The 15,282-nt window shown below is 67.6% G+C and carries 12 protein-coding genes; 6 read left to right on the top strand and 6 right to left on the bottom strand.

Going from position 1 to position 15,282, the window contains the following annotated elements; all coding sequences use genetic code 11:
• Window positions 1–180 precede the first annotated feature (180 nt).
• Both AAGT95_RS19635 and AAGT95_RS19630 read right to left on the bottom strand, forming a co-directional pair.
• Window positions 181–3,480 carry an AAA family ATPase gene (locus AAGT95_RS19635; protein ID WP_342594859.1) on the bottom strand — a complete coding sequence of 1,100 codons (3,300 nt, stop codon included), beginning with the start codon at window positions 3,478–3,480 and terminating at the stop codon, window positions 181–183.
• A complete protein-coding gene (locus AAGT95_RS19630; RefSeq protein WP_110598345.1) occupies window positions 3,477–4,715 on the bottom strand; it encodes an exonuclease SbcCD subunit D C-terminal domain-containing protein in 1,239 nt (412 codons plus the stop codon). The genes AAGT95_RS19635 and AAGT95_RS19630 overlap by 4 nt, the downstream gene beginning before the upstream one ends.
• Window positions 4,716–4,908: 193 nt before the next feature.
• Between AAGT95_RS19630 and nfi the strand changes: the two genes are divergently transcribed.
• Window positions 4,909–5,640, top strand: a complete 732-nt coding sequence (gene nfi, locus AAGT95_RS19625) for a deoxyribonuclease V (RefSeq protein WP_342594858.1) — start codon at window positions 4,909–4,911, stop codon at window positions 5,638–5,640.
• Between the two features lie 32 nt (window positions 5,641–5,672).
• Here the strand turns inward: nfi and AAGT95_RS19620 are convergent, their stop codons facing one another.
• From AAGT95_RS19620 to AAGT95_RS19610, 3 genes are all read right to left on the bottom strand, one after another.
• Window positions 5,673–7,049, bottom strand: coding sequence for a sugar porter family MFS transporter (locus tag AAGT95_RS19620; protein ID WP_110598343.1), 1,377 nt, complete (start codon window positions 7,047–7,049; stop codon window positions 5,673–5,675).
• On the bottom strand, window positions 7,046–8,404 hold the full coding sequence (locus AAGT95_RS19615; RefSeq protein ID WP_342594857.1) for a sulfatase: 1,359 nt from the start codon (window positions 8,402–8,404) through the stop codon (window positions 7,046–7,048). The genes AAGT95_RS19620 and AAGT95_RS19615 overlap by 4 nt, the downstream gene beginning before the upstream one ends.
• Before the next feature lie 335 nt (window positions 8,405–8,739).
• Window positions 8,740–9,735, bottom strand: coding sequence for a LacI family DNA-binding transcriptional regulator (locus tag AAGT95_RS19610; protein WP_162302599.1), 996 nt, complete (start codon window positions 9,733–9,735; stop codon window positions 8,740–8,742).
• A gap of 200 nt (window positions 9,736–9,935) precedes the next feature.
• On the opposite strand from AAGT95_RS19610, the gene AAGT95_RS19605 reads away from it, so the two are divergent.
• On the top strand, window positions 9,936–10,835 hold the full coding sequence (locus tag AAGT95_RS19605; protein WP_342594856.1) for a formylglycine-generating enzyme family protein: 900 nt from the start codon (window positions 9,936–9,938) through the stop codon (window positions 10,833–10,835).
• A 57-nt stretch (window positions 10,836–10,892) separates the two neighbouring features.
• Here the strand turns inward: AAGT95_RS19605 and AAGT95_RS19600 are convergent, their stop codons facing one another.
• Complete coding sequence (locus AAGT95_RS19600) at window positions 10,893–11,792, bottom strand: aldo/keto reductase (RefSeq protein ID WP_342594855.1); 900 nt, start codon at window positions 11,790–11,792, stop codon at window positions 10,893–10,895.
• 240 nt (window positions 11,793–12,032) lie between these two features.
• Here AAGT95_RS19600 and AAGT95_RS19595 point away from each other — a divergent pair, with 240 nt between their 5' ends.
• The 4 genes from AAGT95_RS19595 to AAGT95_RS19580 all read left to right on the top strand — a co-directional run bounded on the left by AAGT95_RS19595 (window position 12,033) and on the right by AAGT95_RS19580 (window position 15,203).
• Window positions 12,033–12,542 carry a DUF1415 domain-containing protein gene (locus tag AAGT95_RS19595; RefSeq protein ID WP_342594854.1) on the top strand — a complete coding sequence of 170 codons (510 nt, stop codon included), beginning with the start codon at window positions 12,033–12,035 and terminating at the stop codon, window positions 12,540–12,542.
• Window positions 12,543–12,635: 93 nt separating this feature from the next.
• Window positions 12,636–13,139 (top strand): thiol peroxidase, encoded by a 504-nt coding sequence (gene tpx, locus AAGT95_RS19590; protein WP_342594853.1) that lies wholly within the window; start codon window positions 12,636–12,638, stop codon window positions 13,137–13,139.
• Between the two features lie 113 nt (window positions 13,140–13,252).
• A complete protein-coding gene (locus tag AAGT95_RS19585) occupies window positions 13,253–13,684 on the top strand; it encodes an OsmC family protein (protein WP_110598337.1) in 432 nt (143 codons plus the stop codon).
• A 211-nt stretch (window positions 13,685–13,895) separates the two neighbouring features.
• Window positions 13,896–15,203, top strand: a complete 1,308-nt coding sequence (locus AAGT95_RS19580; protein ID WP_110598336.1) for an MFS transporter — start codon at window positions 13,896–13,898, stop codon at window positions 15,201–15,203.
• The last annotated feature ends 79 nt before the right edge of the window (window positions 15,204–15,282 follow it).

The following is a 15,282-nucleotide window of genomic DNA, read 5'->3' as shown; positions in this document are numbered from 1 at the left end:
GGTGCGACGAGAATCATCGGCAATCGTCGTTGTAATTCCTGAGAAATTCAGCGCTGGGTGGTCTCTTCGAGATGCCATGAACCTTTCCGATCGGAAAGGTTCATGGCTTTCGTTTGTCATCGATTTATAGACCAAAGTCTAATCGGGTGGTGGCCGGTCGTGTCGCCCGAGAAACGGCGTTCATGCGCGCCGGATCACGAGTTGACTGGCACCGTTGCCCCTGGGTTCCACTCGAATCTGCAGCGGGATCCGCTCGTGCATCTCCTGCACGTGGGAGATCACGCCGACGCGGCGGCCCTGGGCCTGCAGGCCATCGAGGGCATCCATCGCCAGCGCCAGCGACGCCGGGTCGAGGCTGCCGAAGCCCTCGTCGATGAACAGCGACTCGATCGCCAGCTGGTGCGAGGCCATCGAGGCCAGCCCCAGCGCCAGCGCCAGCGACACCAGGAAGGTCTCGCCGCCGGAGAGCGAGTGCACCGAGCGCCGCTCGTCGGCCATGTCGCCATCGATCACCAGAATGCCCAGCTCGCTGCCGCCGCGTTCCAGGCGGTAGCGCGGGGTCAGCGCGCGCAGGTGCTGGTTGGCGTGGGTCAACAGATGGTCGAGGTTGTAGGCTTGGGCGATGCGCCGGAAGCGCTTGCCGTCGGCGCTGCCGATCAGGCCGTTGATCCGCTCCCAGCGCTGCACTTCCTGCGCTGCGGCTTCGCGCTGGCGCGCCCCCTCCTGCTGTACCTGGCGCCGGCGGTCATCCTCGGCGAGCTGCTGCTGGGCGGTGTCGCGACGCTGCTGCTGGGCCTGCCATTCGCTCTCCAGCGCCTGCAGGCGCTCGCGCTGGGCGGCGTGGCGCGCGCTCAGCACATCTTCGTGCTCGGTATCGAGCAGCCGCGCCTCGGGAGTCTCTGGTAGTAGCAGACGGCGCTGCTCGATCAGGGCGCGGCGGCGCTCCTCGACCGCGACCCGGGCCGCGTCGCGCTCGCGCTCGCGCCGTTCGCAGGTCTCGCGCAGCTGGCGATGCGCGGTTTCGGTGTAGCCCAGCAGGGTCTCCAGCCGCGCCTCGTCGAGCTCGGGCTGGGTGCGTCGCCACGCTTGCCAGGCGTGATCGAGCTCGGCGTGGGTTGTCTGTTCCTCCTGCTGGCGCTGGGCCAGATCGGCGATCTGCTGGGTCAGCCGCGTGTGGGTATTCTCCAGGATCTGCCACTGCGCCTGGCGCGCTTCCCACTGCTGCTGCGCCTGCTGGCGCTGCGCCTCCAGCGCGGCCTGCCAGGCCTGGGCCGAGGCGTGCTCGCCCAGCGCCGCGCCGAGTGCCTGGCGCGTGCGCGTCAGCGCCTGCTCCAGCTCCGGCAGGGCGGCGGCGAGGCTTTCCAGGCGCGTCTGGTCGAGGGCCTGGCGTGTCTCCCGCTTGCCCAGTTCCAGGGCCAGGCTCTGGTGCTGACGTTCGAGCGGGTCCAGAGTGCGCTCGATGGTGTCGAGCCGCTGCAGCCGCTCGCTGGCCTGCTGGCGCTCACTCAGCGTCTGCTCGCGCTGGTGCTGCAGCCACTCGCCGGGTTGCTCGGCGATGCTCAGCTCGGTGCTCAGCGGGTGGTCGGCCAGGGCTCTGGCGGCGGCCTCGCGGGCCGGCGCTAGCGCTTGCTGGCGCTGCTCGGCAGCCAGCAGCGTCTGACGGCAGCTGCGCCACTCGACGCTCAGCTCTTGATGCTGCTCGCGGGCGGCCGCCACGCGCTGGGCCTCCTGGTCGAGCTGTTGGCGCTCCTGGGCTTCGATGCTGGCGACCAGCGCTTCCCCCGGATGCGCCGGCGGCGCGTCGCGGTAGGGGTGATCGGTGGCACCACACACCGGGCACGGTATCTCTTCACGCAGCTGCTGGCGTAGCCGCGCGACCTCGTCGCTGCGCGCGGCGCGGGCGCTCTCGATCTGTTCGCCGATCTGGGCCTGGCGCTGCTCGGCGGCGGTGAGATCGCGCTTGGCCTGATGACCCGCCTGTTCGAGCTGGGTCAGCCGCTCGCGGCTCTCGGTGAGCTGCTGCTGCAGCGTCGCCTGCTCGTGATCCAGACGTTCGCGTTCGCGCCACGCTTGGGTCAGACCGTCAAGGGCGTCTAGCCGCGCCTGGGCCTTGTCTCGCGCCTGATTGAGGGCGGCGCGCAGATCGGCGGCGGTGGTCTGTGCGGTGGCCGTTTCCAGCAGCGTGGCCAGATGTTGGCGCTGGGCCTCGATCTGCTGTGCCTGCTCGGCCATCTGCTGCTGCAGCTGCGTCTGCTGCTGTGCGCTCTCGGCGGCGGCGGCGGTGAGTTGCGTCTGCTCCGCGCGCTGCTGGTCGCACTGCTGCTGGAGCCGCGCGCGCTCGCTCTCGAGCTCGCGCGCCTGGGCCAGCTGGGGCTGGGCGTCGCGCAGCGCCGCGGCGGTGCGCTCGCGGGCGGCGTTGGCGGTTTCCAGCTCGGGTGCGAGGGTCCGGCGTTCGCCGTCGCAGCGCTCTAGCGCGGTGCGCGCTTCGCTTAGCTGCTGCTCACGCCGGGCCAGGGTCTCGGCCAGGCTGCGGCGCTGGCGGGCACGCTCGCGCCAGGGAGCAATGGCGTCGAGCTGGGCGAGGGTATGGCGCTCGGCCTGGGCGGCGGTGATCTCTGTCTCGGCCGCCTGCAGGGCGGTCTCGGCCTGCTGCCAGTCGGCGCTCAACCGGGCCTGGCGTTCGAGCTCGGTGCCCTCGCTACGCAGCCGCTCGCGCCGGGTCTGCAGGGCGTCCAGGGCCTGCTGCTGTGATGCGGCCTCGCGCTCCAGGTCGGCGCGGGCCTCGGTGTCCGCCGGCAGGGCGTCGGCGAGGCGTGCCTCGATCGCCTCCAGCGCGCCTCTGGCCGTGCGCGTGCGCTGGAAGGCGGCGCGCGAGATGGCGGAGTAGTGCTGGGTATCGGTGAGCCGCTCCAGCAGTTCGCTGCGGGCGTTGTCGTCGGCCTTGAGAAAGGCGGCGAACTCGCTCTGGGCGAGCAGCACGGCGCGGGTGAACTGGTCGAAGTTGAGTCCCAGCCGCTCCGGCAGCAGGCGGTCGAATTCGCGCTTCTGTGCCGTCAGCAGCTGGTTGGCGTCGAGATCGGTGAGCGACTGCTCGACCTTCTGCAGGCTGCCGTCGAGCTTGTCGCGGGCCCGGCGCACGCCCCAACGGGCGCGGTAGCGGCGGCCGTCGCGGCCGACGAAATCGACCTCGGCGAAGCCGCTGGCGCAGCCACGGCGCAGCAGGGTACGGGCATCGGCGGTGGTCAGGGTGTCGCGGCCCACATCGGCGATCTGGGAGTCGCGCACCGGCGCCTGGCGCAGTCGCGGCGTGCTGCCATAGAGCGCCAGGCAGAGCGCATCGAGCAGGGTGCTCTTGCCGGCGCCGGTGGGGCCGGTGATGGCGTAGAGCCCCTGGTCGGCGAGCGGGGCGGTGGTGAAATCGAGCTCGTGGCGTCCGGCCAGCGAGGCCAGGTTCTCCAGCCGGATGGCGAGTATCTTCATGTGTCGGGCTCCGCGTCCTGTACCTCCTGCACCAGGGTGGCGAAATCCCGCGCCACCGCTTCCGGCGGTGTCTCGCCATACTCGGCCTGCCAGCGGCGGGCGAAGATCTCCTGGGGGGTGAGGCTGTCGAGATCGACCGCGCCGCTGCCCGCGGTGTCGCCCCCGGCGTTGGGGTAGTGGCTGTGAATGCGCAAGAGCCGCAGCGGCTTGTCGGCGATCGCCGCCTCGATCCGGGCGCGCAGATCGGGCTGCGGCGTCTCGAGCGCCACGCGCACCTCCAGCCACGGCCAGCGCTCCCGCGGCAGCGCCTCCCCGGTGGTGGGTTCGGGCTGCCACGCCGACAGCTCGGCCTCGACCGCCTCGACGCTGCCCGGGCCGATGCGTTCCAGCGCCACGTGGCGGGGTATCGGCAGGCTCTCGACGGTGTCGAGTTCGGCCCCGTTCAGGCTCACTTCGAGCACCTGGTGCGGGTAGTGGCTCTCGCTGAAATCCAGCGGCAGCGGCGAACCGCTGTAGCGGATGCGTGGCTCGCCCACCTGCTGTGGCCGGTGGAGATGACCCAGCGCCACATAGGCGATCGAGGGCGGAAAGAGCGCGGCGGAGATCGCCTCCTCGCCGCCGATCACGATCGGCCGTTCGCTCGCCTCGGAGACGGCCGCGCCCTGCAGATGGGCGTGGCTCATTGCCACCAGCGCCTGGCCCGGTTCGCGGCGGGCCTCGGCGGCTGCGACCAGCTCGCGGTGCACGCGGGCGATGCCGTCGCGGTAGTCGTCGATATCGCCGCCGGTGACCTCGGCCGGGCGCAGGAAGGGCAGCGCCAGGCACCAGGCGCGAATCTTCCCGCTGGTGTCGGGCAGCGGCACCAGCAGGTGCTCGCTGTCGAGCCTGCCATCCTCGAGCCAGTGCACCCGCCCCAGGGCATGGGTCTTGAGCCGCTTCATCAGCGGCGCCGGCAGTTCGATGCGCGAACCGCTGTCGTGGTTGCCGGCGATCATCACGGTCTCCAGCGCCGGCAGGGCGGCGTGGGCGGCGACGATGAAGTCGTAGAGCAGTTCCTGGGCCCGCAGCGAGGGGTTGACCACATCGAAGATGTCACCGGCGATCAGCAGCGCATCGGGCTGGCGCTCGACGAGCGTCGCCAGCAGCCAGTCGAGAAAGGCGCGCTGTTCGACATGGCGCTCCTGGCCATGGAAGGACTGGCCCAGGTGCCAGTCGGCGGTGTGGAAGAATTTCACGATGTGGCGCCTTGTGACGTCTGAGAGAGTGAAGCGGAAAAAGCGACGCCAAGTGTAACGCGACGATCGCCTCGGAGAAGATCGGCAGCGGAAAAGAACGACCATGGGAGGATCGAAGGTGCGCTGCATTGGAGAGACGTGGACGCCATGACTAGGCTTCTGGACGTCGACAGCACGGGAGGGCAAGACGGCGATGGCACTACATGACTGGAATCTGACGCCGGAGGCGGCGATCGCCCTGCAGAAGCGGCTGGCACCGAGCGTCAGGCGCGAGGATACGCTGGGCGAGGTGGGCCTGATCGCCGGCATGGATATCGGCTTCGAAGATGGCGGGGAGACCACCCGCGCGGCGCTGGTGCTGCTGGAGTGGCCGTCGCTCACGCTGGTGGAGCAGGTGGTGCATCGCGAGCCGACGCGCATGCCCTATGTGCCGGGGCTGCTGTCGTTTCGCGAGATACCGGCGGCGCTGGGAGCGTTCGAGCAGTTGTCGCAGCGCCCGGATCTGATCATGGTCGACGGCCAGGGCATCGCCCATCCGCGCCGTCTGGGCATCGCCTCGCACCTGGGGCTGTGGCTCGATCTGCCGACCATCGGCGTGGGCAAGAGCCGGCTGTGCGGCCAGTTCGGCGAGGTGCCGTCGGCCAAGGGGGAGTGGGCGCCGCTGACCGACCGGCGGCGCGAAGAGGATCCGAGCGACGTCAGTGTCGATGCGCGCGGCCGGGTCACCATCGGCGCGGTGCTGCGCTCGCGGGAGGGGGTGAAGCCGCTGTTCGTGTCGCCGGGGCACCGGCTCTCTCTGCCCACCGCGGTCGACTGGGTGGTGCGCTGCCTGGGTCGGACCAAGCTGCCGGAACCGACCCGGCTGGCGGATCGGCTGGCATCGAGGAAGGGCGAGGTGGCGCTCAGCGGGCAGCTATCGCTGTGAGTCGAGGGGCCGGCCCTGCACCGGTCCCGGCATCACGCCTTCTCCTGTATCTCCTCCAGGCTCCGACCGCTGCCGGTTTCCGGCAGATAGAAGGTGACGAACAGCCACGCCAGGACGCCGACGCCGGCAAACAGGAAGAAACTCAGTGAGGCGCTGTAATCCAGCAGGGAGGGGAAGGCCTGCCCCACGACGAAATTGGCCAGCCAGTTGAGCACCAGAATCAGTCCGGCCGCCGTGCCGCGAATCGACGAGGGAAAAAGCTCCGAAATCACCACCCGCACGCAGACCCCCCAGGAGAGCGCAAAGGCCGCAAAGAAGAGCATCATGCCCAGCAGGTTGATCCAGGCACCCGTCATGGACGGTGCCGGCTGCAGCGCGGCATAGAGCCCCAGCAGCCCCATGGTGCAGAGCATGACGAGGGCGCCCATGCCCATCAGGCGCTTGCGCGAGAAGCGGTCCATGATCAGCACGCCGATGATCGTGAATACCAGATTGACCACGCCAATGCCGAGGTTGGCGGTCACCGCGGCAGCGTCGCCGAAACCGGCGCGGGAGAGCGTCGTCGGGGCGTAGTAGATGATCGAATTGACGCCAATGAACTGAACCAGAATCGCCACGGCGGCGGCGGCCAGCGAGGCCGAACGTAGCCTGGGCGCCAGCATCTGCTTGATCACCGAACTCTTGGCGGGGCCGTTGATGGTGCCGGCACGATGGGCTCTGACCAGCTCATCGAGTTCGGTATCGACCTCGTGTGACGCTCGACCCAGCATCGTGAGCGCCCGGCGCGCCGCCTCGAGGCGGTCGCGCATGACCAGCCAGCGTGGCGTTTCGGGCATGAAGGCCAGCCCGATGAGCAGGGCAATGGCCGGGATGGCGGAGAGACCGATCATCCAGCGCCAGGCATGGAAGGGCTGCAGGGCGTAGCCCACCAGATAGGCCAGCAGGATGCCCGAGACTACCATCAGCTGGCCCATGGCACCGACTCGCCCGCGCAGGTGGGTCGGTGCCACCTCCACCAGGTAGACCGAGACCACCACTGCCGAGGCGCCCACGCCCAGCCCCATGATCATGCGCGCCGCGATCAGCGACTCGACGTTGGGGGCGAGCGCGGCGACCACGCCGCTGAGGGCAAAAATCACGCCAGTGAGTATCAGCGCCGGCTTGCGCCCGAGACGGTCGGACAACCAGCCCGCCACGCCGACCCCGAGGGTGGCACCGAACAGAATGGAGCTGACCACCAGCCCCCGGGTGATCGTATCCAGGGCGAAGTCCTGTTCGATCGAGAGCAGTGCCACGCCGATGATGCCCAGGTCGTAGCCAAAGAGCAGTTCGGCCAGCGCCCCCAGGCCGAAGATCACGAGGGGAGAGCGTGCCCCGGCGGTGCCGGGCAGTGTCGTCGAGTCGCTCATGAGGAGGCTCCCGAGGCGGGTGGCTTGGCGCTCGCGGCGAGCGGCGGCAGGGCGTCCAGGGTGCGCGTACGGCGTGCGGGGGGCGCTATCGGGCCCTCGAGCAGCGGGTCCCGGGTATCGTTCATCCACGCCTCCAGGGCCTTCGAAAGCCGGGCCTGTACCTCTGCATAGGCGGGCTGATCGAACACATTGTTGAGCTCGTAGGGATCGCTGCGACGGTCGTACAGCTCGATCATGTCGCGCGCTTCCAGGTGGGCATCACCCATCCCCTGGCGGGTCGAGCTGTGCTCCAGATCCAGCGACAGCGCCAGCTTCGGCCCCGGGGTGAAGTTGCGGATCAGGGCGAAGTCCCGGGTGCGTACGGCGCGCTTGGGGTCGTAATTGTCGTGATAGGTCTTCTCGGTGAAGATCATCCGCTCCTCTGCGGCCATGGTGTCGCCGGCCACGAGCAGGGGCAGCAGCGAGCGCCCTTCCAGTGACGGATTGGCCGGGCCGCCGGCCACCTCGAGCAGGGTAGGCAGGATGTCGACATGGCTGGCGATGCTGTCGACCCGGGCCGGCGCCTCGCCCCAGGCGCCGGGCGTGCGCACCAGCAGGCTGACCCCGGTGCCGGCGTCATACAGGGTGCTCTTGGCGCGTGGGAATGCCGTGCCGTGATCGGTGGTGAAGATGATCAGGGTATTGGCGGGATCGAGGCTCGCGTCCAGCGCTTCGAACAGCCGCCCCATGGCCTGGTCCAGCTGCTGGATCGAACCGTGGAATGCCGCGATATCCTGGCGTGTCTCGGGCGTGTCCGGCAAGAAGGCCGGCACCTCGACCGTGGCAGGGTCCGCCGGGGTGTAATCGGTTTCCGGCCATGGGCGATGCACCTCCCACACGCCGATCGCCGCAAACAGTGGGGCACGCGCCTCGCGCGGTGGCTGGGCGGAGAGCCAGCTTCGGGCCGCGTCCACGACCTGGTGGGCACGGGGGAGAAAACCGGCCCCTGCGACCTCGTCGTACCCCAGCACATCCGGATCGACGTGCTCGTGCTGTAGCCCGATGAGGGTGGAGCGATAGCCCTGCGCGCGCAGGTGCTCCGGCGCCGTCAGGACATTTTCGCGATACCGCCAGGCATCGTGCGCCAGGCCCTGGATGCCGTTGCGGTGCGGTGACAGGCCGGTGAAGAGCGCGCCCCGAGCCGGCGAGCAGAGCGGGGCGGCCGCGTGGGCGTTGTCGAACACCGTCGCATGCTGCGCGAAGCGCGCTAGACAAGGGCTCGGTACGGAGGACATGCCGTAACAGGAGAGCCAGCGGCCCAGGTCGTGGCAGTGAATCAGAACGATGTCCGGACGTGTGCCGTCAGGCGCTGTCATGAGACGCTCCAATCAGTGGTTGGTAGATCGATCTACCTGGCACGCTATGGAGTCATGAGGGATCTCGCAATTAGACCTTTGTCTGGCGTCTCGTGGTCAACGTGACGGCCGCAGTAAGTTCGCTCGCACCTTCACGATCTGGCCGGTTATCGCAGAGTGACAGCGACAGACGATCGCCTGAGCCTGGGAGTCAGTCCTTCGTCTGGCGTGTCGTTGTCAACGTGACGGCCGCAGGAAGCTCGCTCGCACCCTCACGATCTGGCCGGTTATCGCAGAGTGACAGCGGCAGACGATCGCCTGAGCCCGGGAGTCAGGCCTTTGTCTGGCGTGTCGTTTTAAACGTGGCAACCGCAGGACGCTCGCACCACCAGCACCGGGTCGAGACGCTGCTCCTGCGGTATCTCCTGCTTGTCGAGCAGCGCCAGGATGCGCCGGGCAGCCAGCGCTCCCATCTCCTCGGGGCCGACCGTGACGGTGGTCAGCGGTGGGTCATAGAGAGCGGACTCTTCCAGGCCGTCGAAGCCGATGATGGGCCAGGGGATATGGCCGTATCGCTGACGACAGGCCGCAATCAGGGCGAAGGCGATGATGTCGCTGTGGCAGATCACGCCATCGGTGGAGATATCGCTATCCAGCCAGCGTTCGGCCAGCTGCAGGCCGCCCTGGACACTGGCATGCCCCGTCATGCTGGCCACCAGGTGTCCGCCAGCCGCCTCGATGGCCTGTTCGACGCCCTGCATCCTTTCCGAGCGCACCGAGGCGCCTTCCGGCCCCCCCAGATAGACCAGGCGGCGACAGTCGTGGACCTGACTCAGGTGTTCGGCGGCGAGCGCGCCACCGCGCGTGTCGTTCTGCCCGATCCAGGCGGTGTCGGCATGTGGCCGACGCGTGAGTGCCAGGTTGGGCCAGTAGCCGTTCGGCAACCGCGCTGCGTCCTCGCAACGATCCGCCGACGTCGGTACATGCACAAGCGCATCGACCGGCATCTCGCGCATCGACCGAATCAGGGAGCGCTCGCGTTCGGGGCTGTCGAAGGTATTGGCGAGCATGGTCAGATAGCCCGCCTCGGCCAGGGTCTGCTCGAAATGTACCGCCATGGCGGCGTGAAAGGGGTTGGAGAGCTGCGTGACCAGCAGGCCGACGACGCCGCTGCGCTGTTCGCGCAGGGCCGCCGCGCCACGGTGATAGACATAGCCCAGGTTCTGCATGACCTGCTGGACATGGGCCCGGGTCTCGGCGCTGATACGCCCCTCACCGCGAACCACCAGCGACGCCGTGGCACGCGAGACGCCGGCGTGGGCGGCGACTTGGCTCAAGGTCACTCGTTTCATGTCCCTGCCTTCCATGGAGTGTGAATGGGTGTCTCGGCGCTTGACGCCATCGCCGCGTCGATGTGCAGTGGCGGATTTCCTGACGCCATTGTACGGTCGTGGCGTACCCTGTGTACCGCTGCAAGCCTATCTGCCTGGAAACCATCATGACCTCGAGGCCTTCTTCACCCTGCTGCGCAGCCTCGCGCCCGCAGGGGACCATGGAACGCACGACAACCGCTGTCGTGCCGCGTCGATCCGCTGCCGATACGCGCGGCATGTGCTCCCTGCCGGGGGGGCGATTTCTGATGGGTACCGATGAGGCGGACGGCTTCCCGCAGGATGGCGAGGGGCCCATAAGGGAGGTCGGCCTCGCGCCGTTCTTGATCGACGCCTGTGCTGTCAGCAACGACGCCTTCGCCGAGTTCGTGCGGGTCACGGGCTATCTCACGGATGCGGAGCACTTCGGCTGGTCGTTCGTGTTCGAGGGCTTGGTCGCCCAGCCCGATCCCGAGCAGGTGGTGGGCAGCGTGCCGGGCACCCCCTGGTGGCTGGCGGTCAGGGACGCCTGCTGGCATCGGCCCGAGGGGCAGGGGAGTTCACTGGCGGGGCGGGGCGACCATCCGGTGGTCCACGTCTCGCACAATGACGCATTGGCGTACTGCCGCTGGGCCGGCAAGCGCCTGCCGAGCGAGGCCGAGTGGGAGTTCATGGCGCGAGGCGGCCTGCACCAGCAGCGCTACCCCTGGGGGAATGAGCTGATGCCCGGCGGGCAGCACCGCTGCAATATCTGGCAGGGCGAGTTCCCGACATGCAATACCGGTGAAGATGGCTTCATGGGCACCTGCCCGGTCGATGCGTTTGCGCCCAACGGCTACGGTATCTTCAACGCCAGCGGCAACGTCTGGGAGTGGTGTGCCGACTGGTTTGGCGTCGATCACACCACGCCCGTGCCGACCGACCCTGTCGGGCCGGCAAGTGGCCAGAGTCGGGTCATGCGCGGCGGCTCCTATCTGTGTCATGCCTCCTACTGCAACCGCTACAGGGTGGCGGCGCGTACCCGCAACACGCCGGACTCCTCCTCGGGCAATATCGGCTTTCGCTGCGCGCTCTCCCTTTGATCGGCGGCGTCCGGCCTACCAGCAGCGGCACCTGGCGCATGCGTTCTCGGCGCGGGGCTAGACGATATCCAGCGATACCGGCTCACGGGGCGCCGGGAAGGCGTCATCGAGCCGGGTGAGATCGTCGTCGTCGAGGGCGATGTTCAAGGCGTCAGCATTGGCGTCGACGTGGGCCAGGGTCGACGCCTTGGGAATGGCGACGACGGATCTTGGCCCCTCGCGGTGGCCGCCGACGGGGCGAATGGTCCAGGCCAGCAGGATCTGGGCGGCGCTGGCGCCATGCTTGTCGGCGATCTCGTTGACCACCGTGGAGGAGAGCAGCTTGGCGCGCAGTCGGCCGCCCTGGGCAAGCGGACAGTAGGCCATGACCGGGATATGGTGATCCTGCATCCAGGGAATCACGTCGACCTCGATGCCGCGGGAACCGAGGTGGTAGAGCACCTGGTTGGTCGCGCAGTCGGCGGCGGCCGGCAGCGCCTCCATGGCCCTGAGATTGCCGGCATCGAAGTTGGAAACGCCGAACCGGCGAATCTTGCCCTGATCGCGCAGCCGCTCGAACGCCTCGAAGGTCTCTTCCAGGGGAATGCCGCCGGGCCAGTGCAGCAGGTAGAGATCGATCGATTCGATCCCCAGCCGCTCGAGGCTGCCTTCGCAGGCGGCGATGGCGCTGTCCCGGCCGGCGTTCCAGGGGTAGACCTTGGAGACCACGAAGGCGTCGTCGCGACGATCGCGTATCGCCTCGCCGACGACCTCCTCGGCACCGCCGTCGCCATACATCTCGGCCGTATCGATCAGCGTCAGGCCCAGGTCCAGGCCGTGGCGCAGCGCCGCCACCTCCTGCTGGCGCGGCACCCGATTCTCGCCCATGTACCAGGTTCCCTGGCCGATCGCCGGCAAGGCGACCGATGGGGCGTTCCGGCATTCGGGCAATTCGATCCGTGGTGTCTGCCGTGGCATGGAAAACTCCCTGTCGGTTGAGGCACTACTGTTATGCTGGTCGCCACTCGCGAGTTTCGCAAACCCCTTTGTCGACAACCGTGTAACGTTGCTCGACTGATGTGACCCCTCCGTTGGTTTCCTGTTAACGCCTTCGCGGTGAGGGTGAACGTCTCGCGGTCATCGTCCACCGGTCTCAGGAGAATCGCCATCGAACCGTCTGCGCTCAATCGGACCCGGGCCTGGGTCGAATCCTTCGTCGTGGCCCACGATATCTGTCCCTTTGCCGGGCGCGAGATGCGCCGGGGTGCCATTCACTACGCCTTGGCCGAGGCCAGCGACCTGGAAGGGCTGCTCCACGAGCTGGTGGCCGAATGCCGGCGTCTCGATGCGGACGCCGATATTGCCACCACGCTGCTGATCGCGCCTGAGGGCATGGATGACTTCGACGACTATCTGGACTGGCTCGAGCTGGCCGAGCGGCTGCTGGAAGATCAGGGCTATGTCGGCATCTATCAGTTGGCCAGTTTCCACCCGGACTATGTGTTCGAGGGCGTCGAGGCGACCGATCCCGCCAACGCCACCAACCGTTCCCCCTTGCCGATGCTGCACATCCTGCGGGAGGCCGAGCTCGAGCGGGCGATCGCGCACCATGCCGACCCAGAGGGTATTCCCGAGCGCAACATGGCGCTGTTGCGCGAACCCGGCTCTCCAGCCCTGGCGAGATCCCGAGAGTTGCTGGACCGATCGTCCGGCGAGCCCGGCGAATAGGCTATGCTGATCGGTGGCGCCGATGTCGTCCGATATCGCGCTCACGGTTTTCCATCGTACCGTCTTTGAATCGTTCCTTTCGGAGAGACCATCATGCAGAGCGTGACGCGAGGCGGCGTGGCCGTCGAGGTTGGCGGTGACTTCCCCACCGTTGGCGACAGAGCCCCCGACTTTACCCTGACCAATGCCGAGCTCGAGGAGGTGTCGCTGGCGGACTTCTCCGGCCGATCCAAGGTGCTCAACATCATTCCCAGCGTCGATACCAAGACCTGCGCGATGTCCACGCGCAAGTTCAACGAGTACGCCAGCGGGCTCGACAACACCGTGGTACTGGTGGTGTCGGCGGACCTGCCGTTTGCGCAGAGCCGATTCTGCGGCGCCGAGGGCCTGGATCGCGTCGTCACGCTCTCCAGCTTCCGCCATCCCGAGTTCCGCGAAAGCTACGGTGTCGCGCTGCAGAGCGGGGCCATGGCCGGACTGTGCGCCCGCGCGGTGATCGTGCTGGACGAGCAGGACAGGGTCGTGCACGCCGAACTGGTCAGCGAGATCAAGAACGAGCCCGACTACGATGCAGCGCTGGCGGCCCTGAAGGGGTGAAGGGTGAGACGGCGGGGATGACCTTCGAGCAATGTGGTCTACACTGATCGTCGCCCATCCACTGTGATGGTCGATTGCATCGAAACGTCACATCAAACCAGAAGGAGCTGACGATGACGATCAAGAAATCCGGATCCGCCGAATGGAAGGGTAGCCTGAAGAAGGGCAAGGGCGTCGTGTCCACCGAGAGTGGCGCGCTCAAGCAGAATCCCTACGGTTTCAATACCCGTTTCGAGGGCCAGCCGGGCACCAACCCCGAAGAGCTGATCGCCTCTGCCCATGCCAGCTGTTTCTCGATGGCGCTGTCGATGATGCTGGGCGAGGAGGGCATCGAGCCCGATAGCATCAAGACCGACGCGACCGTGATCATGGAGCAGGACGACAGCGGCTTCACCATCACCGAAGTCCAGCTCAAGACCGTGGCCAAGATTCCGGGTGCCGATCAGGCGACCTTCGACAGCGCCGCCCAGAAGGCCAAGGAAGGGTGCCCGATCTCCAAATTGCTGAATGCCAAGATCTCGCTGGACGCCAAGCTGGAAAGCTGAGCGTCGGCGACGGGAAGAACCGGCCCTCGAGGCCGGTTTTTTTTGCGCCGGGGTGCGGCTCGCGCCCCGGCGTGCCGCTGACGGAACTGGCAAAGTCTGGTAATGTCGTGGCCCCTTCATGCGCCGGGCGGCATCCTCTGTCGAGCATCCGTGACGCACGTTGGCTACCGGACAACTGCACGTTTCAACGCCTCAGAAAAAGAACATGGCCATGGCTAACGCACCACAATACGATGCGGCTCCGTCGCGTCCCTTGTCACGCGGTGACATCAAGGTCCTGTCGCTATCCGCCCTGGGTGGCGCGCTGGAGTTCTACGATTTCATCATCTTCGTCTACTTTGCCACGGTGATCGGGCACCTGTTCTTCCCGCCCGACATGCCGGAGTGGCTGCGCATGGTCCAGACCTACGGTATCTTCGCCGCCGGCTATCTGGCGCGGCCGCTGGGCGGCATCATCATGGCGCACTTCGGCGACCTGCTGGGCCGCAAGCGGATGTTCACGCTGTCGATCTTCCTGATGTCGGTGCCGACGCTGCTGATCGGCTGCCTGCCGACCTACGACACCATCGGCTACCTGGCGCCACTGCTGCTGGTGCTGATGCGTATCCTGCAGGGCGCGGCGGTGGGCGGCGAGGTCCCCGGCGCCTGGGTGTTCGTGACCGAGCACGTCTCGCGCAAGGACGTGGGCCTGGCCTGCGGCACGCTGGCTTCCGGGCTGGTTGCCGGCATCCTGATCGGGTCGGTGATCTCGGCGTTCCTGAAGTCGTACTACACGCCGGAGGAGATGAACGCCTACGGCTGGCGGGTGCCGTTCCTGATCGGTGGCGTCTTCGGTTTCCTGGCAGTCTATCTGCGCCGTTACCTGGAAGAGACGCCGGTGTTCGCCGAGATGCGCGCCAAGAAAGCGCTCTCCGACGGTCTGCCGGTCAAGCGCGTGCTCAGCCGCCACCTGGACAGCGTCGTACTGTCGATGGCGGTGACCTGGATTCTCACCGGCGCGGTGGTGGTGGTGGTGCTGATGACGCCGAGCCTGCTGCAGACGCTCTACGGCATCGACGCCTCGCTGGCCAATGTCTGGGCCATCGTCTGCGTGATCATCGGCTGCGTGGTCTCGGGCTGGTGCTGCGATCGTCTCGGCAGCGGGATCACGATCATCGTTTGGAGCCTGCTGCTGGGCGTCGGCTACTGGGTGATGATGCATACGGTGCCGACCCGTCCCGATCAACTGACGCCGCTCTACTGCCTGGCCGGGTTCGGCGTCGGCATCGTCGGCGTGGTACCCACCATTGCGGTCAAGTCGTTCCCGGCAGCGGTGCGATTCTCGGGCCTGTCGTTCTCCTACAACGTCGCCTATGCGATCTTCGGCGGTTTTACCCCGGTGGTGGTGTCGACGTTGATGGCCAGTCATCCCGCCGCGCCGGCCTACTATATCGCCGCACTGGCGACGCTCGGCGTGGTGATCGGCCTGTTCCTGCTGCGCGCGCCAAGCGGGCAGCGCCTGGCGTTGATGCAGAACTGATTCCGCGGCGGTCTCGCGCCTGACCGGGCGGCGGCCATTGGGGCCGGAAACCCGGTGGCCGTGACGACCGCCTGTCGAC

It is taken from the genome of Salinicola lusitanus (genome assembly GCF_038648475.1).
Classification (GTDB): Bacteria; Pseudomonadota; Gammaproteobacteria; order Pseudomonadales; family Halomonadaceae; genus Salinicola; species Salinicola lusitanus.
The sequence above is the reverse complement of the archived record's forward strand: the minus strand, read 5'-3'. Positions and strand labels throughout refer to the sequence as shown.